Here is a 19351-nt window from a genome sequence, read left to right as displayed (position 1 = left end):
CGTGTCCTTTCGCCTGACCTCGCTGCTGCGCGCGCTTGCAGCGCCCGTCGCCTGCGCCGCGCTCCTCGCCGGCGCGCCCGCCGCCCACGCCGACGAAACGGCGATCTGCTACAACTGCCCGCCCGAATGGGCCGACTGGGCCGCGCAGATCGCGGCGATCAAGCAGAAGACCGGCATCCGCGTGCCGTTCGACAACAAGAACTCGGGCCAGTCGATCGCGCAGCTGATCGCCGAGCAGAAGAGCCCGGTCGCCGACGTGGTCTACCTCGGCGTGTCGTCGGCGTTCCAGGCGAAGGACAAGGGCGTGATCGCGCCGTACAAGCCCGCGCACTGGAACGACATCCCCGCGAACCTGAAGGACCCGCAAGGCTACTGGTTCGCGATCCATTCGGGCACGCTCGGCTTCTTCGTGAACAAGGACGCGCTCGACGGCAAGCCGGTGCCGCGCTCGTGGGCCGATCTGCTGAAGCCGGAATACAAGGGCATGGTCGGCTATCTCGACCCGTCGAGTGCGTTCGTCGGGTATGCGGGCGCGGTGGCCGTGAACCAGGCGCTCGGCGGCAGCCTCGACAACTTCAAGCCGGCGCTCGACTGGTTCAGGAAGCTGAAGACGAACGCACCGATCGTGCCGAAGCAGACCGCGTATGCGCGCGTGCTGTCGGGTGAAATTCCGATCCTGCTCGACTACGACTTCGACGCGTATCGCGCGAAGTACAAGGACAGCGCGAACGTCGAGTTCGTGATTCCGAAGGAAGGCACGATCGCCGTGCCGTACGTGATGAGTCTCGTGAAGGGCGCCCCGCACGACGCGAACGGCAAGAAGGTGCTCGACTTCGTGTTGTCCGACGAAGGCCAGAAGCTGTGGGCCAACGCGTACCTGCGCCCGGTGCGCGCGCAAGCGCTCGGTGCCGACATCGCATCGAAGTTCCTGCCGGCGAGCGAATACGCGCGTGCGAAACCGGTCGACTTCGGCAAGATGGCAGCCGGCCAGCAGGCATTCGGCCAGCAATACCTGCAAGTCATGCAGTAAGCGGCGGACCTCATCGATGCTTGACCTGACTTTCCCGCTGCGCTGGCGCGTCGCGCTCGTCGCGCCGGCGCTCGCGGTGTTCGCCGCGTTCTGGCTGCTGCCGATGGCGGCACTCGTGCAGGTGTCCGCCGACGGCGCGTTCTTCCCGCACTACGCGGCGCTGCTCGGCAATGCGCGCTACATGAAGAGCCTCGGCGAGACCATCGCGCTGTCCGCGGGCGTCACGCTCGCGACGCTCGTGCTGTCGACGATCTCGGGCCTCCTGCTCGCACGCCGCGAATTCGCGGGCAAGCGCGTGCTGCTCGCGCTGCTCACGTTTCCGCTCGCGTTCCCGGGCGTCGTCGTCGGCTTCATGGTGATCATGCTCGCCGGCCGGCAGGGGCTGATCGGCATGCTGTCCGCGAAGCTCACCGGCGACAAGTGGGTCTTCGCGTACTCGGTCGCCGGGCTGTTCATCGGCTACCTGTACTTCTCGATTCCGCGCGTGATCGTCACCGTGATCGCGGCCGCGTCGAAGCTCGACGCGTCGCTCGAGGAAGCCGCGCGTTCGCTCGGCGCATCGCCGTGGCGCATCTTCGTCGACATCGTGCTGCCCGCGCTCGCGCCCGGGCTGATCGCGGCCGGCGCGATCTGCTTCGCGACCGCGATGGGCGCGTTCGGCACCGCGTTCACGCTCGCCACCGACCTGAACGTGCTGCCGATGACGATCTATACCGAGTTCACGCTGAACGCGAACATCGCGACGGCGGCCGGCCTGTCGATCGTGCTCGGCATCGTCACCTGGGCCGTGCTCGCACTCGCACGCCGCTTCACCGGCCACACCGCCGCCGCCGCGGCCTGAGGATTCCTGCATGCAATCGCTTTCCGGCTCTTCCGCGCCGTCGCCGGCTCCCGCTCCCGCTCCCGCTCCCGTGCAGGCGAACGGCGTCGCCCGCCGCGCGCCGCGCGTCACCGGCGCGCGCGCGATCGCCGTGCTGCAATGGGGCGTCACGCTGCTGCTGTGTGCGTTCCTGATCGTGCCCGTCGTGATGTCGGTGCTCGCGGGCCTCACCGTCAACTATTTCCGCGGCCTGTCGAGCGGCCTCACGCTGCGCTGGCTCGAACAGGTGTGGCAGCAGTATCACGGCTCGGTCGCGCTGTCGCTTTACGTCGCGTTCGCGACGCTCGCGATCGTGCTCGCGGTCGGCGTGCCGGCCGGCTATGCGCTCGCGCGCAGCAAGAGCCGCGCCGCGCGCGCGATCGAGGAGGCGCTCGTGCTGCCGGTCGCGCTGCCCGGCCTTGCATCGGCGCTCGCGCTGCTGGTCGTGTACGGCGGCTTCACCGCGTTCCGGATGAGCCTGTGGTTCATCGTCGTCGGCCACGTCGTGTTCACGCTGCCGTTCATGGTGCGCGCGGTGGCGGCCGTCGCGGCCGGCGCCGACCTGCGCACGCTCGAGGAAGGCGCGGCCAGCCTGGGTGCGTCGTTTGTCACGCGCTTCGTCACGATCGTGCTGCCGAACCTGCGCCCCGGCATCGTCGCGGGTGCGCTCGCGGTGCTCACGCTGTCGATCGGCGAATTCAACCTCACGTGGATGCTGCATACGCCCGACACCAAGACGCTGCCGGTCGGGCTCGCCGATACGTATGCGTCGCTGCGCCTCGAAGTCGGCAGCGCGTACACGATCCTGTTCCTGCTGATGACGCTGCCGCTGCTCGTCGCGATGCAGTGGCTCGGCGTCGATCCGTCCGGCACGCGGGCACTCAAGAAGCGCCCGCGCTGAATTTCTCGCAGACATGAAACTCGATTCCACTCCCATCACCCTGACCCGCTGCGCGAAGACGTTCCGCGGCACGCGCGTGCTCGAACCGCTCGACCTGTCGATCGGCGCGGGCGAAACGCTCGTGCTGCTCGGGCCGTCCGGCTGCGGCAAGACCACGACGCTGCGCCTGATCGCGGGCCTCGACACGCCGGACGCCGGCGGCACGATCGCATTCGGCCATGACGACGTGACCGCGCTGCCGATCGAGCGCCGGCAGGTCGGCATGGTGTTCCAGAACTACGCGCTGTTTCCGAACCTGACGGTGCGCGGCAACGTCGGCTACGGGCTGAAGATCCGCAAGACCGAGCCGCGCGCGCTGCGCGAGCGCGTCGACGAGCTGCTCGCGATGATGCGGCTCGACGCGCATGCGGACAAGCCGATCGACCAGCTGTCGGGCGGCCAGCGCCAGCGCGTCGCACTGGCCCGCGCACTGGCGGTGCGGCCGCGCGTGCTGCTGCTCGACGAGCCGCTGACCGCGCTCGACGCGAAGCTGCGCGACACGCTGCGTCGCGAGATGAATGCGCTGCTGCGCGAACTCGGCGTGACGACGGTCTACGTGACGCACGACCAGGCCGAAGCGATGGAACTCGGCGACCGGATCGTCGTGATGGGCGCGGGCCGCATCGAGCAGATCGGCACGCCGCGCGACATCTACTACCACCCGGCCAACCGCACGGTCGCGCAGTTCATCGGCACGCTGAACCGGCTCGCCGGGCAATGGCGCGACGGCACGCTGGTGACCACGGGCGGCGCGATCGCGACGCCGCACGCCGCCGACGAGTGGTTCTTCCGCCCCGAGGATGCGCAACTGGCCGATCCCGCGCATGCGCCGCTGCGCGGTGCCGTGAGCGCATGCGCGTTCCTCGGCGAGCGCACGCGGCTCACCATCGAGCAGGTGGCCCCCGACGCGCTCGTGATCGACGTGCCGGGCCGCATCGCACTCGCACGCGGCACGGCGGTCGGCCTCACGGTCGCGCCCGAAGGCCTGATCGCGCTCGGCGCCTGATCCGTCCTTCCGGCATCATTCATGCAGCACCCCACCGCGGCGCACGACGCCGCGACAACAATCAGACAATTCCGAGGAACGACGATGCTGCTTGCTCAAATCAGCGATCTCCACATCAAGCGTCCGGGACAGCTCGCGTACCGGCGCGTCGACACCGCGGCCGCGCTCGCGCGCTGCATCGAAAAACTGAACGCACTCGTGCCGCGCCCGGATGCGGTGCTCGTCACCGGCGACCTGACCGATTTCGGCCACGACGAGGAGTACGGCAACCTGCGCGGGCTGCTCGCCGCGCTCGAGATTCCGTACTACCTGATGATCGGCAATCACGACGACCGCGCCGGGCTGCGCCGCGCGTTCGCCGATCGCGCCGAGCTGCAGGCGGGCGAATTCGTGCAATACACGCTCGACGTCGGCGCGGTGCGCGTACTGGCGCTCGATTCGCAGGTGCCGGGCGCAAGCTACGGCGACCTGTGTGACGCACGGCTCGCCTGGCTCGCCGCGCAGCTCGACGCGGCGCGCGACCGTCCGGTGATCGTCGCGCTGCATCACCCGCCGTTCGCGTCGGGCATCGGCCACATGGACAAGCTGCGCCTCGCGCCGGCCGCCTCCGCGAAACTCGACGCGCTGCTGCGCGGCCATCCGAACGTCGAGCGCGTGCTGTGCGGCCACGTGCATCGCACGATGTTCACGCGCTTCGGCGGCACGCTCGCCGCCGCGGTGCCGTCGCCCGCGCATCAGGTCGCATTCGACCTGCGGCCCGACGGGCCTTCCGCGTTCCGGCTCGAACCGCCGGCGTTCGCGGTCCATCACTATGTGCCCGATGCGGGGATGACGTCGCATCACGTGTATGTCGATGAAGGGGCCGGGCCCTATCCGTTCTATGAACCGACGGGTGAACTGGTCGACTGACGGGTTGACGCACGCACGATGACGGGCGGCGGCCGGCCGGTTACACAGATTTGGCCGGTTTGGCCGATCTGCCCCCGGCCGGCAGGATTCCCGTCGCTCCGGTATGATCGGCAGCCTCGACGGCGCCCTGCCCGCCTGCGCACCCGACGCGTGCGCCGCGCGCTGCGCCGCCCCACTTCCGTTCGCGCAGCCATGTCCACCGCCTCCACCGACCGTCCGACCGACGCCGCCTCGCCCCACTATTCGCGCAGCTTGCTGTTGCTGCTCGCGACGATCGCGGGGGTGTCCGTCGCGAACATCTATTACAACCAGCCGCTGCTCGACAGCTTCCGCTCGGCGTTTCCCGACGGCGCCTCGTGGATCGGCGCGGTGCCGACCGCGACGCAGCTCGGCTATGCGGCCGGCATGTTCCTGCTCGCGCCGCTCGGCGACCGCTTCGACCGCCGCGGGCTGATCCTGATGCAGATCGCCGGCCTGTCGGTCGCGCTGATCGTCGCGGCCACCGCGCCGTCGCTGGCCGTGCTCGCCGTCGCGAGCCTGGCGATCGGCGTACTCGCGACGATCGCGCAACAGGCCGTGCCGTTCGCCGCCGAGATCGCGCCGCCCGCCGAACGCGGGCATGCGGTCGGCACCGTGATGAGCGGCCTGCTGCTCGGCATCCTGCTCGCGCGAACGGCCGCCGGCTTCGTCGCCGAGTATTTCGGCTGGCGCGCGGTATTCGCCGCGTCGGTCGCGGCGCTCGTCGCGCTCGCCGCCGTGATCGTGCTGCGGCTGCCGCGCAGCTCGCCGACGTCGACGCTGTCATACGGCAAGCTGCTCGGCTCGATGTGGCATCTGGCGGTCGAATTGCGCGGGCTGCGCGAGGCGTCGCTGACGGGTGCCGCGCTGTTCGCGGCATTCAGCGCGTTCTGGCCCGTGCTGACGCTGCTGCTCGCCGGCGCGCCGTTCCATCTCGGCCCGCAGGCCGCCGGCCTGTTCGGGATCGTCGGCGCGGCGGGTGCGCTCGCGGCACCGTACGCGGGCCGCTTCGCGGACAAGCGCGGCCCGCGCGCGATCATCTCGCTCGCGATCGCGCTGCTCGCGCTGTCGTTCGTGATCTTCGCGCTGTCGGGCTCGAGCCTCGTCGGGCTCGTGATCGGCGTGATCGTGCTGGACGTCGGCGTGCAGGCCGCGCAGATCTCGAACCAGTCGCGCATCTATGCGCTGAAGCCCGAGGCGCGCAGCCGCGTCAACACGGTGTACATGGTGTGCTATTTCATCGGCGGCGCACTCGGCTCGTCGGCCGGCGTCGCCGCATGGCACGCGTTCGGCTGGATCGGCATGTGTGCAACCGGGCTGGTGTTCACCGCGCTCGGGGGCTGGTTCCACCATCGCGGCGGCCGGCGCGACTGAGCGCGACCGGCCACGGCCGCGTCACGCGTCGGCGCGGGGTGCGGCCGGTTCGGCGGCGGGTGATGGAGCGAACGCCGGTGCCGGTTCGGCGATGGGCGGCGTGGCGAACGCCGGTGCCGGTTCAATGACCGCGGCAGGATCCATCACGGCAGCCGGCGTCGGCACGGCCAGCGGAACGGCGGAAGGTGCCAGGATCGGCGCCGCATCCGGCACCGCGATCTGTTCGGGCGCCGCTGCCGCCTCCACCGTCGACGCGGCTGCCGCGGCCGCCGAGCTGGCAGCCGCCGCGCGCGCCGCGGGCCGGCGCGCCGGATCGAATACGAACGACAGCCCGACGCTGCCGAGGATCGCGACGGTCGCGACCACCGTCGCCATCGTCACCGGCTCGCCAAGCAGCAGCGCACCGAGCGCGACCGCGACGATCGGGTTCACGTACATGCAGCTGCTCGCGATGATCGGGCTCGTGTGGCGGATCAGGTAGCCGTACGCGACGTACGCGGCCATCGTGCAGAACACCATCAGATACAGGAACGCGAACACCGGCCCCACCATCAGGTGCTCGACGCGTTCGCCGACCAGCCACGCGACCAGCGTCGAGATCATGCCGCCGAGGCCGATCTGCAGCGACGTGGACAGAAACAGGTCGGACGGCAGCTTGAGCCGCGTCGCGAGATGCGCGCCCCCCGCCCAGAACAGGGCGCCGGCCAGCACGCAGATCGTGCCGAGCGCCGAATTCTGCGCGGCCGCGCCGCCCGAGTTCAGCACGACGATGCCGACCATCCCGAGGGCCACGGCCGACCACTCGCCTTTCGTGACCGGCCGCCCGGCAACTGCGGCGATCACGGTCGCGAACAGCGGCACCGTGGCCACCATCACCGCGGCCGAGCCGCTGCTGACCAGACTGATCCCGAGCGCGATCGTGCCGGACGACAGCGCGACGAGCATCGTGCCGACGATCCCCGCGTTGCGGATTTCGAGCAGCGTCGGCCATTCGGGCTTGCGCCGCAGCGCGAAGATGAACAGGCCGATCCCGCCGAGCAGGTTGCGCAGCCCCGACAGCAGCAGCGGCGGGAACGACTGCAGCGCGAAATGCAGGCCGCTGTAGGTCGAACCCCACACGAAATAGATGAAGACGAGCGCCAGCGCGACGCGGCCGCCGCGGCTTTGCGGCAGGCGGATCCGGAACGAGAAGCGGGCGAAGAAATCGAGGAGGCGGTCGAGCGGCGTCATCGAGCAGCCTGCCCGCACGTCACGCCGCGTGCTCCGCTGAAAGGCGCCGGCGATGCCGGCAAACGGCCCTGGCGGGACCGGGAAGGCAGAGCGAACGTGCGGAACGACATGGCAGTGCGAACGGCGACGAAAGAGAACCGGCAAGCGGCGGCAGAGGGACAAAAAAAACGCGCGCAACCGTTTCGGCTGCGCACGCTCGGCATTATGGCATCAAGGATTCGAAAGCATCGTCGGACCAGTCTGAAAGGATCGCGAATGATGTTTCCGCGCGACATTTCCCGGCCGGCGGGCGGGTGAAATCGGGGGCCGGATACGCGACATGCGTGCGTTGCCACGGTGTCGATCCGACCCGCCATTCACGCCATTCACGCGATCCGTCGCGATCGAGTCAGCCATCGGCCGAACGGCCAGTCCTGCGCGCCAGCCAGCACTTCCCCCTTATCGTGACGGTCGGCTCACGCGCCGCATGCGCTGAACGACCTTCCTTCGACACCTGCACCGTCCATACAAAATTTTGTATAATTCGACCATTCTCCCGCCGAAGCCTGTTGTTTTCGTCGGCAGCGCGCTCGCAGATCTGCGCGGCTTTCCGCTGCCTGCGCGACGCGAAGCCGGCCACCAGATCGACCAGGTACAACGCGGGTTCGCGCCCGACGACTGGAAGCCGATGCGCACCGTCGGCGTGCGGGAAATTCGCCTGCGCGATGCGAGCGGCGCGTTCCGGATCATTTACGTCGCGACATTCGCCGACGCCGTCTACGTGCTGCACTGCTTCCGCAAGCAAGCGACGCGCACCACCCGAGCCGATATCGAACTGGCCGCCCGGCGCTATCGCGCGCTGACGATGGAGAGGAAACGATGACAACCGACCGTTATTCAAGCGTCTGGGACGCAATCGAGGGCCAGCCGGCCGAAGCCGAGAACATGAAGCTGCGATCCGAGCTGATGATCGCGCTCAAGCAGCGCATCGCGCAGCTCGAGCTCAGTCAGGCCCAGGCTGCGGAACGACTGGGCGTCACGCAGCCGCGCGTCTCCGACCTGATGCGCGGCAAGATCAACCTGTTCGGGCTCGACGCGCTCGTGAACATGGCGGCGGCCGTCGGCCTGCGCGTCGACCTCCAGGTACGCGAATCCGCGTGACGCGTGACGTGCGATGCCGCGCTGCCCGGCGCATCGCGGGCATGCGCCGCCACCGCGCGCCACGCACCGCTCACGATCCGCCGAACCAGTTGTACCCCTGGTCGACCCAGTAGCCGCCCGGAAACGTATCGGTCACGAAGATTTCCATGATGTGCTTCGGATTCTTGTAGCCGAGCTTGGTCGGCATCCGCAGCTTCATCGGGAAGCCGAATTCCGGCGGCAGCCGATGGCCGTCGTAGTCGAACGCGAGCAGCGTCTGCGGATGCAGCGCGGTCGGCATGTCGATACTTTCGTAGTAATCGTCCGCGCACTTGAAGCCGACGTACTTCGCCCGCGTGTCGGCGCCGGCGCGGGCGAGAAACGCGCCGAACGGAGTACCGCCCCAGCGGCCGATCGCGCTCCACCCTTCCACGCAGATATGCCGCGTGATCTGTTCCGCGTGCGGCAGCGCATACAGTTCGTCGAGCGTCCACACGCGCTTGCCCGTCACGCGGCCGGACAGCACGAGCCGATACGTCGACGCGTCGACGTGCGGCACGTCGTCGATCCCGTAGTACGCGTTGAACGGGAACGGTCGCGTGATGTCGGCTTCGGTGTAGGTCGGCGCGAGCCGCTCGCCGCTGAACAGCCAGGCCTGCACGCGGTCGTTCATGCGCGACACCGTCTCGAGGAACGTGTTGACCGACGCGTCGTCCTTCAGCGTGCAGCCGGTCAGCATCGTCAGCCCGCCGAGCGTCAGCACGCGCCGGTTGAACAGCCGCCGCGACGGCATCTCGAGCTCGCGGCGCACGTCGAGTTCGAGCGACTTCCGGTCGAGCGTCCAGCGCGAACCGTCGCGCTTGGTTTCGGATTCCGACATGATGATTTCCTTCACCCGAGGTTGACGGGTCAGCGCCCGCGCAGCATCGCGAGCAGCGAGCGCGGCACCAGCAGCGCCATCGCGACGTGAACGGCAATGAATGCGACGAGCAGCGACATCGCCCAGAAGTGCACGACTCGCGCGTTGTCGTAGCCGCCGAACAATTCGCGCAGCAGCGGGAATTGCACGGATTTCCAGATCGTGAGCCCCGACAGCACCAGCACGACGAGATCGACGATCGCGGTCAGGTAGGCGGCGCGCTGCACCGCGTTGTAGACGCTCAGGTCGGCGTGCGACAGCCGCCCGCCCAGCGCGGCACGGATGTCGCGCCAGATCGACGCCGGCGTGACGGGCAGCATCTTGCGCGCGAGGCGCCCCGTCGCGATCGACATCGTCAGGTAGAACAGCCCGTTGAAGACGAGCAGCCACATCGCCGCGAAATGCCATTGCAGCGCGCCGCCGAGCCAGCCGCCGATCGTGATCCCGTGCGGGAACGTGAACGGCGGATAGATCGGCGACGCGTCGTAGATGCGCCAGCCGGACAGCACCATCAGGATCGCCGCGAGCGCGTTGAGCCAGTGGCTCGCGCGCACCCACAGCGGATGGATCGGGCGCGCGGGCGGCGTGGCGGCCGCGCGGCCGGTGGCGGGAACGGTTTGCATGATGAAGACTCCCGGAATGAGTCAACGGGACGCGATGCGGGCGGCCGCCGTGCGACGCACGCGCCGGCCGCGCCGCGTCCGCCTTTCGTCAGTTCGACGGCGCCATCTTGTCGCCCGACGGCTTGCCCATCTCGTCGTGCGACATCGCGTCCTTCTTCATCGCGTCTTTCTTCATCGCATGCTTCTTCATGCCGTCCTTCTTCATCGCGTCATGGCCCATTGCATCCTTGGCCATCGCGTCGTGGCCCATCGCGTCCTTCGACATCGACGAACCCGGCTGCGACATCGCATCGTTCTGCGCATACGCGCCCGTGGCGATCGTGGCGAAAGCGGCGACGCAAGCGGCAATCAGTACTTTTTTCATGACATCTCTCCAAAACAACATGGGTTTAAGGAGCCGAATAGACGGACGACGTCGCGGGAAATGACAGCCGCTGCGAAAATTTTTTTTGAAGTTGCGCGAAAGCGCGTCATGCTGCACCGCTTTGCCGCGGCCGGCCCAGCCGGGAGGCCATGCGGCAGCGACGCGCGCTGCCATTTCGACGGGCCACCGTACCGCCCGCCATGCTGCGGCCGCACCGGGGCAGCCGATCCTCTCCCGGTTGAAACCGCCGCCAAGCCAGTGTATCGTGTGCCCTGCTAACGCGGGGGTCCTGCAATGCGCCCGGTCAAACAACCGGCATTGCGGGTGAGAAATACCCTTTGAACCTGATCTGGATAATGCCAGCGCAGGGAAGCGTACGGATTTCGCCGCCATCCTTCTGACGAAATCCGCCGCCTCACCAAGCCTCGTCTCCTGCTTAGCTCGAGCCCCACATACGTCAAGGGCTCCGGGCAAGCGCCGAAGCGCCTGTCCGGCGCTCACACAGGAGATTGCATGAACGCCAATCCGAAGTTTCTGTCCGCCGACGCTCATGTCGATGCCGCGGCCGTCGCCCCGCTGCCGAATTCCCGCAAGGTCTATGTCACCGGCTCCCAGCCCGACATCCGCGTGCCGATGCGCGAAATCACGCAGGCCGACACGCCGACCGGCTTCGGCGGCGAAAAGAATCCGCCGATCTACGTGTACGACACATCGGGCCCCTACACCGATCCGGACGCGAAGATCGACATCCGCGCGGGCCTGGCCGCGCTGCGTCAGGGCTGGATCGAGGCACGCGGCGACACCGAAGTGCTCGGCGGCCTGTCGAGCCAGTACGGCCTCGAGCGCGCGGCCGACCCGGCCACCGCCGACCTGCGCTTCCCGGGCCTGCACCGCAACCCGCGCCGCGCCCAGGCCGGCAAGAACGTCACGCAGATGCACTACGCGCGCCAGGGCATCATCACGCCGGAAATGGAATACATCGCGATCCGCGAGAACCAGCGCCGCGCCGAGTACCTCGAGAGCCTGAAGGCCAGCGGCCCGAACGGTGCGAAGCTCGCCGCGATGATGGGCCGCCAGCACCCGGGCCAGGCGTTCGGCGCAGCGGCCTTCGGCGCGAATGCGCCGGCCGAGATCACGCCGGAATTCGTGCGCTCGGAAGTGGCGTGCGGCCGCGCGATCATCCCCGCGAACATCAACCATCCGGAATCCGAGCCGATGATCATCGGCCGCAACTTCCTCGTGAAGATCAACGCGAACATCGGCAACTCGGCCGTCACGTCGTCGATCGGCGAGGAAGTCGACAAGATGACGTGGGCGATCCGCTGGGGCGGCGACACGGTGATGGACCTGTCGACCGGCAAGCACATCCATGAAACGCGCGAGTGGATCATCCGCAACAGCCCGGTGCCGATCGGCACGGTGCCGATCTACCAGGCGCTGGAAAAGGTCAACGGCAAGGCCGAGGACCTCACCTGGGAAATCTTCCGCGACACGCTGATCGAACAGGCCGAGCAAGGCGTCGACTACTTCACGATCCATGCGGGCGTGCGCCTGCAGTACGTGCCGCTCACCGCGAACCGGATGACGGGCATCGTGTCGCGCGGCGGCTCGATCATGGCGAAGTGGTGCCTCGCGCATCACAAGGAAAGCTTCCTGTACGAACACTTCGAAGAGATCTGCGAGATCATGAAGGCGTACGACGTGAGCTTCTCGCTCGGCGACGGCCTGCGCCCCGGCTCGATCTACGACGCGAACGACGAAGCGCAGCTCGGCGAACTGAAGACGCTCGGCGAACTCACGCAGATCGCGTGGAAGCACGACGTGCAGGTGATGATCGAAGGCCCCGGCCACGTGCCGATGCAGCTGATCAAGGAGAACATGGATCTCCAGCTCGACTGGTGCAAGGAAGCGCCGTTCTACACGCTCGGGCCGCTGACCACCGACATCGCACCGGGCTACGACCACATCACGTCCGGCATCGGCGCCGCGATGATCGGCTGGTTCGGCACCGCGATGCTCTGCTACGTGACGCCGAAGGAGCACCTGGGCCTGCCGAACAAGGACGACGTGAAGGAAGGCATCATCACGTACAAGCTCGCCGCGCACGCCGCCGACCTCGCGAAGGGCCACCCGGGCGCGCAGGTGCGCGACAACGCGCTGTCGAAGGCGCGCTTCGAGTTCCGCTGGGAAGACCAGTTCAACATCGGCCTCGATCCGGACAAGGCGCGCGAATTCCACGACGAAACGCTGCCGAAGGATTCGGCGAAGGTCGCGCACTTCTGCTCGATGTGCGGCCCGCACTTCTGCTCGATGAAGATCACGCAGGACGTGCGCGAGTTCGCGGCGCAGCAGGGTGTGTCGGAAACCGAAGCGCTGAAAAAGGGGATGGAAGTGAAGGCGGTCGAGTTCGTCAAGACGGGCGCCGAAATCTATCACCGTCAGTAAGCGAATGCACGGTCCGGCGCTCGCCGCCGGATCGCCTCGCCAGGCACGAAGCCCGCTTTCGAGCGGGCTTTTTTGCGCATGCGGTGTGCCTGCCGGCCCATGCGAAACAATTGATTACGAAACCGCGCGAGCCTTAACAAGTCCTTACAGCAGCAGCGCGGGACGGCGCGTAGATTGGGGACATGCGCGGCCGCCAGCCGGTCGCGCGCCTTCCGTTCACTACCACAAGGACAACGATCATGAATTCGATTCGGCGTTTTGGGGTATACGCTCTCCTCGTCGCGACAGTGGCCAGCCTGTCGGCCTGCGATTCGATGTCGCGACGCCAGCGTGATACGGCAATCGGTGCGGGCGTCGGCGGCGTTGCCGGCGCGGCGATCGGCGGCAACGCGCTGTCGACGCTGGGCGGCGCGGCGGCCGGCGGCATCATCGGTAACCAGGTCGGCAAGTAAGCAGTCCGACATCGGCCGGCCGGGCGTCGTCGCCCAGCGGCGGGCCGGGCGGTTCAACGGCGTTTCCGCGGGGCGGAAGCGCCGTTTTCGTCTGTCGCACCGCAACAGGCGCGGCCGCTCCCCCGGAAATGATCGGTTACCGTTTCTCATACCGTGTCATCGGGACTCGGCCTAAGCTTCAAGCATCTGCCGATCGCCGGCTCCGCCGGAGACACATCATGAACAGGATCCTCGTCGCCGCGGCGCTTGCCTGCACGACGCTTGCCGGCTGCTACTACCCGTACGGCTATTATCCGGGCGGCTATTACACGGCGGCGCCGGTGCCGGTACAGCCCGCGCCCGTGTACGTCGATCCGGCCCCCGCCTACTACTATCCGGCGCCGGCCTATGCGCCCGCATGGGGCGGTTATTGGGGCCCGGCGCTGTCGCTCAATTTCGGCTTCGGCGGACGCGGCGGCTGGCGTCATCACTGACCTGACCGGCCGCGCCGCATGTGGCGGCGCAGCCGCCGCCCGGCGGCAAACCGGCGGAATGGCCGTTTCTTGTCGTTTCATCCGATCGTGAAACGACGGGGCGGTAACGCGGTGTAAGATTCCTCGCATCCCGTCCCCGCCCTCGCCGATCGATGTCACCCAAGAACGCTTTCCTGCTGACCGTGCTCGCCGCCCTGTGGGGCGCGTCCTTCCTGTTCATCCGAGTCGGCGTGGTCGATTTCGGCGTCGCGCCGCTGATGGCGTTGCGGGTGGGCATCGGCGCGCTGTTTCTCGCCGGCTTCGCGCTCACGCGCTTCAAACCCGCCGATCTCGGCGCCCGGCTGCGCCGTCATGCATGGCCATTGTTCGTCGTCGGCGCACTGAACTCGGGCATTCCGTTCTGCCTGTTCGCGTTCGCCGAACTGACGCTGTCGGCCGGCGTGACGTCGGTGATCAACGCGACGACGCCGCTGTGGGGCGCGCTCGTGGCCTACCTGTGGCTGAAGGACAAGCTGTCGCTGCCGCGCGCGCTCGGCCTCGTGATCGGTTTCGCCGGCGTGCTCACGCTCGTGTGGAACCAGATCGCGAATGCGCACGGCGAAACGGGCGCCGCCGCGACCGCGCTCGCCGCCGCCGCGGCGCTCGGTGCGACGCTGCTGTACGGCATCGCGGCCAACTACACGAAGCGCAAGTTGACCGGCGTCGATCCGCTCGTCAACGCGACCGGCAGCATGATCGGCTCGACCCTCCTGCTGCTGCCGTTCGCGATCGCCACCTGGCCGGCCGCGCCGGTCAGCGCGCACGCTTGGGGCTCGGTGCTCGCGCTGGGCGTCGCCTGCACCGGCATCGCGTATTTCATCTTCTTCCACCTGATCGCGCACATCGGCCCCGCGCGGGCGATTACCGTGACGTTCGTGATTCCCGTGTTCGGCCTGCTGTGGGGCGCGCTGTTCCTCGGCGAACACGTGTCGGCCGTGATGATCGAAGGCTGCGCGATCGTGCTCGTCGGCACCGCGCTCGCGACCGGCGCGATCAAGCGGATTCCCGGGATCCGGCCGCGCAGCGGCGAAGCGACCTGACGATACATTCGGGTGCACGCGCCGCCATCGTTCCGGCCGTGATGCGTGACGACCGGGCGCGGGCTGTTGATCGCCGCGCCCGCGAATGGTGCGGCGGCGCGACGGCATTCGTCTGACGGCGACCGCCGCTCACTACTTCCCGCCTCGCCTCGCCTCGCCTCGCATGGCATGGCATGGCATGGCATGCTGCCGGATTGTCATGTGCGGCGGCGACGCTCGACGCTGCGCGGCGGTCATGCGCGGCGCGCATGCGAGCGGCGCCGGCCGCAGTTCCGTTCCCGCGTGTGTCTGGAGTTTCCCTGATACGCGAGCCGCCGCATTCCCGTTACACTCCGGACACTTACCCGCAGAAGGCGGCCTCGATGTTCCATGTCCTTTCGCGTCCGCCGGCGCGTGCGACTGCTTCAGCGTGGCGGCGCGCCGTCGTTCTGCCGCTTGGCCCCGGGCACCGTTGACATGAAGCCCGCCCGCGACCTCTCGCTCGACTCCCTGCTCGAACGCCTCACGCCGACGCCCGGCGGCTGGGTCGCCACCTATCGCACCACGACATTGCGCAGCGTGTTCCAGCCCGTGCTGTCGATCACGCACAAGCGGGTCGTCGGCTACGAAGCGCTGCTGCGCGTCGTCGATCCGAACGGCGCACTGATCTCGCCCGCCGCACTGTTCGACAAGACGCGCGCGGACGCCGACGCGCTGCTGCTCGACCGGCTCGCGCGCTGCCTGCACACGGCCAACTTCGTCGCGCAGGGCATCGGCGACGGCTGGCTGTTCCTGAACGTCAACCCGCGCGTGCTCGACTCGGGCCTCGTGCAGCGCGAATTCGTCGAGGCGCTGTGCCGGCATTTCGCGCTGCCGCCGAACCGCATCGTGCTGGAAGTCGTCGAACAGCCGTCGCGCGACGAAGCCGCGCTCGCCCGCACGATCGACATGATCCAGCATCGCGACTTCCTGATCGCGATCGACGACTTCGGCACGGGATTCTCGAATTTCGACCGCGTGTGGCGCGCGCGCCCCGACATCGTCAAGCTCGATCGCTCGCTCGTCGTCCGCTCGACCGGTTCGGCCGACGATCGCCGCATCATGCATCACCTCGTGTCGATGCTGCATCAGGCCGGTGCGATGGTGCTCGCCGAGGGCGTCGAGAGCGACGACTCGCTGCAGGCGCTGATGGAAGCCGACATCGATTTCGTGCAGGGTTTCCAGTTCGGCCAGCCCGATGCATCGATCGCCCATGCCAGCGCGGCGGCACCCGCGATGCTCGACGCCGCGTGGCAGCGCTTCATCGCGCGCCGGCACACCCCGGTCGTCGCCGAGCAGCCTGGCTTCGACGCGATCGAGCGGCTCGTGCTGTCCGGCGCGGCGGCGTTTTCCGCAAGCGGCAACCTGCAGGACGCCGCGCAGCGCGTGTTCGCGGTGCCGGCCGCGCGCCGCGTGTTCGTCACCGACGAAACCGGCGAGCAGTTCCTGCCGTCGATCGGCGCGCGCGCCGACGACGGCCAGGCGGGCTTCACCCGCCTCTCGCCGCTCTTCCCGGAAACCCACAGCAACTGGTCGCGGCGCCCGTATTTCCAGCGCGCGATCGCCGCGCCCGGACGCGTCGCGCTGATGGGCCCGCACTTCTCGCTGACGGAAGGCCGCGACTGCTATACGGCCGCCGTCGCGATCCGCGCGCAGAGCCGGCTGGTCGTGTTCTGCGTCGACTTCGTGCTCGACAGCGCCGGGACCGTGATGCGCTAGCCGGCACGACGGCGGACGACCGGCTACCGCACCCGTCGTTCGTCCGCTCATCCATTCGTCAGTCGGTCACCTTCCCTCTTCCCGACTTCACCACGCTGCGGCGCGACTTGTGCTCGAGCCGCCGCTCCTTCGACGCACGCGTCGGCCGCGTGGCGACCCGCGCACGCGGCGTGAATGCAACGCCGCTGATCAACGCATCGAGTCGCGCCAGCGCGGCTTCGCGGTTCTTTTCCTGGGTGCGATATTCCTGCGACTTGATCACGACGATGCCATCACGCGTGATGCGCTGGTCGGACAATGCAAGGAGCCGCTCCTTGATGACGGGCGGCAACGACGACGCGCGGATATCGAAGCGCAGGTGGATCGCGCTCGACACCTTGTTCACGTTCTGGCCGCCCGCGCCCTGCGCGCGCACGGCCGTCCATTCGACTTCGGCCGGATCGAGCGTATAGCGGATCATCATCGCGCAGCCTCCCTGCGGCGCCGTGCCAGCGCTTCGTCGACGCGTGCCGCGAGCCCCGAATCACGCTGCGTACGCGTCGCGACCGCCTGCGCCAGCACGCGCCGCGGCCCGATCACCTGCACACGTGTGCGGGCACGCGTGACGGCCGTATAGACGAGCTCACGCGTGAGCACGCGGCCGAACGATGCCGGCAGCACGAGCGCTGCTTCGTCGAATTCCGAGCCCTGCGACTTGTGGACCGTCAGCGCGAACGCGGTTTCGTGCGGCGGCAGCGCGGCCGGCGACACCGCGCGCGCGGTGCCGTCCGCGCGCCTGAACCACACGCGCAGCACGCCGTGCGCGTCGGGCAGCGCAATGCCGATATCGCCGTTGAACAGCCCGAGCGCATAGTCGTTGCGCGTCACCATGATCGGCCGCCCCGTGAACCAGTGCGCGCCGACCGCCAGCGGCACCCGCGCCGCGTGGCGCACGTGCGCGGCCACGAGCGCATTGACGTGCTCCGCGCCGCGCAAGCCGCTGCGGGTCGCGCACAGGATCCGGAACCGGTTGAGCGCGTCGAACAGCGGCAGCGGATCGGGCACCGGCGCGGCCAGCGTGTCGCGCAACGCGTCGAGGTAAGCGCCGAAGCGCCGCGCGAGCCGCTCGACCGTCGACGACGCGAGCGACTCGCCCGCATCGTCGTGGAATGATGCGGCAGCCGAGTCGTCGGCGGGCAGCGCGTCGAGCGCGGCCTGCACGTCGCCGCTGCGGATCGCGAGCGACAGCCGCCCGATCGGTGAATCGAGACCGAAGCGGTAATTGCGTTCGAGCCAGACCACGCAGTCGGCGAGCGGTGCGGGTGCGGCCGACGCGGTGGCGGTTTCGTCCGGCAATATCGAAGTGATCGACGCAAGCGCCGCGTCGCCCGCGTCGAACGGCGGCAGCTCGACGGTGTCGAGCCACGCAAGTTCGTCGACCTCGATCCACGCGGGGGCTTCGCCTGCTGCGCCAGCCTCACCAGGCTCACCAGCCTCACCAGGCTCACCGGTTTCGGTCAGCGCCGGACCCGCGGCCGGCGGCGGCGCGACGGTGGTCGTCGAAACTGCGTCATCCTGCGGTTCGTCGTCGAAAAGCGATGCCTGTCGCACGTCGACTTTCCGTCGCGACGCTGGTTTGCGCGCAGCGGCCGCGGCAGGCGCCGGCGCCCGGGCCGCGGCGGAAACCGGATCTGCAGCCGGAATCGCCGCGGTCGCGGCGTCGTCCCGCACCGGCAGCGCCGCGACGAATGCCGCCTCGTCGATGCCGAGCGCCTGCGCGATGCGCGTGCGCGCCGCGGCGGTAAACGCCGGCCGCGCGCTCAACTCTGCAAACACGGCGCCCGCCTCGACCGCGGCCAGTTGGTCCTTGTCGCCGAGCAGCACGAGCCGCGCACCCGGCGCGAGCGCATCGAGCAGATGCGCGGCGAGCGCGACGTCGATCATCGACGCCTCGTCGACGACGATCAGATCGTACGGCAGCGGATTGTCGCGATGATGCCGGAACCCGGCCGCCCCGCCGCCGCCCAGCAGCCGGTGCAGCGTGTATGACGTATCCGGCAGGCGCGCCGCGAGTTCGGGCGGCAGGTCGCCGGCCCGTGCATGCAGCGCTTCCTGCATCCGCTGCGCGGCCTTGCCGGTCGGCGCGGCCAGCGCGACGCGCAGCCCCGGATGCGCGTCGAGCAGACAGGCCAGCACGCCGACGACGGTCGTCGTCTTGCCCGTGCCCGGGCCGCCGCTGACGATCGTCACGCGGCCCGTCAGCGCGACGATCGCCGCGACGCGCTGCCAGTCGACTTCGCCGGTTGCCGGCCCGAAGTAACGCGCGAGGCTGTCGCGCAACCGGTCGGGTGCGAGACCGTCGTCCGGTGCGGCCACACCGGCCTGCGCGACGAGCGCATCGGCAAGCCGCCGCTCATAGTCGAAATAGCGCGACAGGTACAGGTGATCGTGGCGGTCGACGATCAGCGGCCGCTCGTCGCCGCGTGCGAGCGTGCCGAACGCGACCACGCCGCTCGCGGCAAGCGCCGCGCGGACTTCGTCGAGCGGGGCTTCGTAGCGCTGCGCGAGCGCGCCGAGCGCGACGCACACGTGGCCGCCCGCGGTCGCACGACTCGTCGCGAACGCGGCGCGCGCCGCCCAGCGCGCGGCCGCGGCCGGCGCACCGGCGCGACGAGCCAGATCGCCGATGCGGCGCGCAAACCCTTCCGCGAGCGCGATGCCGAAATCGGCCGGTTCGGGCAGCCGCGCGACGAGGCCGCCAGTAAATTCGAGCGTGTCGTCCTGCGCGTTCACGT

The 19351-nt window shown here is 68.9% G+C and carries 19 protein-coding genes and 1 riboswitch; of the genes, 13 read left to right on the top strand and 6 right to left on the bottom strand.

The annotated features are described in order from the left end of the window. Position 1 precedes the first annotated feature (1 nt). From CFB39_RS06295 to CFB39_RS06270, 6 genes are all read left to right on the top strand, one after another. Complete coding sequence (locus CFB39_RS06295) at positions 2–1030, top strand: ABC transporter substrate-binding protein (RefSeq protein ID WP_089472462.1); 1029 nt, start codon at positions 2–4, stop codon at positions 1028–1030. 16 nt (positions 1031–1046) lie between these two features. Continuing rightward, positions 1047–1871, top strand: a complete 825-nt coding sequence (locus CFB39_RS06290; RefSeq protein WP_089424930.1) for an ABC transporter permease — start codon at positions 1047–1049, stop codon at positions 1869–1871. 10 nt (positions 1872–1881) lie between these two features. Beyond that, positions 1882–2790 (top strand): ABC transporter permease, encoded by a 909-nt coding sequence (locus tag CFB39_RS06285; RefSeq protein WP_089472461.1) that lies wholly within the window; start codon positions 1882–1884, stop codon positions 2788–2790. 13 nt (positions 2791–2803) lie between these two features. Further along, positions 2804–3835 carry an ABC transporter ATP-binding protein gene (locus CFB39_RS06280; RefSeq protein WP_089472460.1) on the top strand — a complete coding sequence of 344 codons (1032 nt, stop codon included), beginning with the start codon at positions 2804–2806 and terminating at the stop codon, positions 3833–3835. An 84-nt stretch (positions 3836–3919) separates the two neighbouring features. Next, positions 3920–4744: a phosphodiesterase gene (locus CFB39_RS06275; protein ID WP_089472459.1), complete on the top strand. Its 825-nt coding sequence runs from the start codon at positions 3920–3922 to the stop codon at positions 4742–4744. A 192-nt stretch (positions 4745–4936) separates the two neighbouring features. Further along, on the top strand, positions 4937–6136 hold the full coding sequence (locus tag CFB39_RS06270; RefSeq protein ID WP_011351504.1) for an MFS transporter: 1200 nt from the start codon (positions 4937–4939) through the stop codon (positions 6134–6136). 21 nt (positions 6137–6157) lie between these two features. Here CFB39_RS06270 and CFB39_RS06265 read toward each other — a convergent pair whose 3' ends face one another. Continuing rightward, the gene (locus tag CFB39_RS06265) at positions 6158–7366 is read right to left on the bottom strand and encodes an EamA family transporter (protein ID WP_089472458.1); all 1209 of its coding nucleotides are present in this window, start codon (positions 7364–7366) and stop codon (positions 6158–6160) included. Positions 7367–7880: 514 nt separating this feature from the next. Here CFB39_RS06265 and CFB39_RS06255 point away from each other — a divergent pair. Together CFB39_RS06255 and CFB39_RS06250 are read left to right on the top strand one after the other, a co-directional pair. Beyond that, positions 7881–8228 carry a type II toxin-antitoxin system RelE/ParE family toxin gene (locus CFB39_RS06255; RefSeq protein WP_089472457.1) on the top strand — a complete coding sequence of 116 codons (348 nt, stop codon included), beginning with the start codon at positions 7881–7883 and terminating at the stop codon, positions 8226–8228. Beyond that, positions 8225–8506: a helix-turn-helix domain-containing protein gene (locus tag CFB39_RS06250; protein ID WP_089439637.1), complete on the top strand. Its 282-nt coding sequence runs from the start codon at positions 8225–8227 to the stop codon at positions 8504–8506. The genes CFB39_RS06255 and CFB39_RS06250 overlap by 4 nt, the downstream gene beginning before the upstream one ends. 70 nt (positions 8507–8576) lie before the next feature. Here CFB39_RS06250 and CFB39_RS06245 read toward each other — a convergent pair whose 3' ends face one another. The 3 genes from CFB39_RS06245 to CFB39_RS06235 form a co-directional block, all read right to left on the bottom strand. Next, the gene (locus tag CFB39_RS06245) at positions 8577–9365 is read right to left on the bottom strand and encodes a molybdopterin-dependent oxidoreductase (protein WP_089472456.1); all 789 of its coding nucleotides are present in this window, start codon (positions 9363–9365) and stop codon (positions 8577–8579) included. A 29-nt stretch (positions 9366–9394) separates the two neighbouring features. After that, positions 9395–10027, bottom strand: coding sequence for a cytochrome b/b6 domain-containing protein (locus CFB39_RS06240; RefSeq protein WP_089430823.1), 633 nt, complete (start codon positions 10025–10027; stop codon positions 9395–9397). Positions 10028–10115: 88 nt separating this feature from the next. Further along, entirely contained in the window at positions 10116–10391 is a 276-nt protein-coding gene (locus CFB39_RS06235; protein ID WP_011351498.1) for a pentapeptide MXKDX repeat protein, read from the bottom strand. 272 nt (positions 10392–10663) lie between these two features. Continuing rightward, a riboswitch (TPP riboswitch) is annotated at positions 10664–10780 on the top strand. A 124-nt stretch (positions 10781–10904) separates the two neighbouring features. Between CFB39_RS06235 and thiC the strand changes: the two genes are divergently transcribed. From thiC to CFB39_RS06210, 5 genes are all read left to right on the top strand, one after another. Continuing rightward, the gene (gene thiC / locus CFB39_RS06230; RefSeq protein ID WP_048024440.1) at positions 10905–12836 is read left to right on the top strand and encodes a phosphomethylpyrimidine synthase ThiC; all 1932 of its coding nucleotides are present in this window, start codon (positions 10905–10907) and stop codon (positions 12834–12836) included. A 239-nt stretch (positions 12837–13075) separates the two neighbouring features. Continuing rightward, positions 13076–13288: a glycine zipper 2TM domain-containing protein gene (locus CFB39_RS06225; RefSeq protein ID WP_069247576.1), complete on the top strand. Its 213-nt coding sequence runs from the start codon at positions 13076–13078 to the stop codon at positions 13286–13288. A 218-nt stretch (positions 13289–13506) separates the two neighbouring features. After that, entirely contained in the window at positions 13507–13761 is a 255-nt protein-coding gene (locus CFB39_RS06220; RefSeq protein ID WP_089439634.1) for a hypothetical protein, read from the top strand. A 152-nt stretch (positions 13762–13913) separates the two neighbouring features. Continuing rightward, positions 13914–14840: a DMT family transporter gene (locus CFB39_RS06215; protein WP_089472455.1), complete on the top strand. Its 927-nt coding sequence runs from the start codon at positions 13914–13916 to the stop codon at positions 14838–14840. 456 nt (positions 14841–15296) lie between these two features. Then, positions 15297–16577: an EAL domain-containing protein gene (locus tag CFB39_RS06210; protein WP_089473232.1), complete on the top strand. Its 1281-nt coding sequence runs from the start codon at positions 15297–15299 to the stop codon at positions 16575–16577. A gap of 58 nt (positions 16578–16635) precedes the next feature. Here CFB39_RS06210 and arfB read toward each other — a convergent pair whose 3' ends face one another. Both arfB and CFB39_RS06200 read right to left on the bottom strand, forming a co-directional pair. Then, a complete protein-coding gene (arfB, locus tag CFB39_RS06205) occupies positions 16636–17040 on the bottom strand; it encodes an alternative ribosome rescue aminoacyl-tRNA hydrolase ArfB (RefSeq protein ID WP_011351491.1) in 405 nt (134 codons plus the stop codon). Beyond that, positions 17037–19349: an AAA family ATPase gene (locus CFB39_RS06200; protein ID WP_089473231.1), complete on the bottom strand. Its 2313-nt coding sequence runs from the start codon at positions 19347–19349 to the stop codon at positions 17037–17039. The genes arfB and CFB39_RS06200 overlap by 4 nt, the downstream gene beginning before the upstream one ends. Between the last annotated feature and the right edge of the window lie 2 nt (positions 19350–19351).

Source organism: Burkholderia sp. AU6039 (genome assembly GCF_002223365.1).
Taxonomy (GTDB): Bacteria; Pseudomonadota; Gammaproteobacteria; order Burkholderiales; family Burkholderiaceae; genus Burkholderia.
The sequence above is the reverse complement of the archived record's forward strand: the minus strand, read 5'-3'. Positions and strand labels throughout refer to the sequence as shown.

Coding starts and splice junctions, on each gene's coding strand:
- CFB39_RS06250 (WP_089439637.1), top strand. CDS start 8,225: ATGACAACCGACCGTTATTCAAGCGTCTGGGACGCAATCGAGGGCCAG.
- CFB39_RS06215 (WP_089472455.1), top strand. CDS start 13,914: ATGTCACCCAAGAACGCTTTCCTGCTGACCGTGCTCGCCGCCCTGTGG.
- CFB39_RS06280 (WP_089472460.1), top strand. CDS start 2,804: ATGAAACTCGATTCCACTCCCATCACCCTGACCCGCTGCGCGAAGACG.
- CFB39_RS06220 (WP_089439634.1), top strand. CDS start 13,507: ATGAACAGGATCCTCGTCGCCGCGGCGCTTGCCTGCACGACGCTTGCC.
- thiC (WP_048024440.1), top strand. CDS start 10,905: ATGAACGCCAATCCGAAGTTTCTGTCCGCCGACGCTCATGTCGATGCC.
- CFB39_RS06210 (WP_089473232.1), top strand. CDS start 15,297: ATGAAGCCCGCCCGCGACCTCTCGCTCGACTCCCTGCTCGAACGCCTC.
- arfB (WP_011351491.1), bottom strand. CDS start 17,040: ATGATGATCCGCTATACGCTCGATCCGGCCGAAGTCGAATGGACGGCC.
- CFB39_RS06265 (WP_089472458.1), bottom strand. CDS start 7,366: ATGACGCCGCTCGACCGCCTCCTCGATTTCTTCGCCCGCTTCTCGTTC.
- CFB39_RS06245 (WP_089472456.1), bottom strand. CDS start 9,365: ATGTCGGAATCCGAAACCAAGCGCGACGGTTCGCGCTGGACGCTCGAC.
- CFB39_RS06275 (WP_089472459.1), top strand. CDS start 3,920: ATGCTGCTTGCTCAAATCAGCGATCTCCACATCAAGCGTCCGGGACAG.
- CFB39_RS06235 (WP_011351498.1), bottom strand. CDS start 10,391: ATGAAAAAAGTACTGATTGCCGCTTGCGTCGCCGCTTTCGCCACGATC.
- CFB39_RS06285 (WP_089472461.1), top strand. CDS start 1,882: ATGCAATCGCTTTCCGGCTCTTCCGCGCCGTCGCCGGCTCCCGCTCCC.
- CFB39_RS06225 (WP_069247576.1), top strand. CDS start 13,076: ATGAATTCGATTCGGCGTTTTGGGGTATACGCTCTCCTCGTCGCGACA.
- CFB39_RS06240 (WP_089430823.1), bottom strand. CDS start 10,027: ATGCAAACCGTTCCCGCCACCGGCCGCGCGGCCGCCACGCCGCCCGCG.
- CFB39_RS06290 (WP_089424930.1), top strand. CDS start 1,047: ATGCTTGACCTGACTTTCCCGCTGCGCTGGCGCGTCGCGCTCGTCGCG.
- CFB39_RS06270 (WP_011351504.1), top strand. CDS start 4,937: ATGTCCACCGCCTCCACCGACCGTCCGACCGACGCCGCCTCGCCCCAC.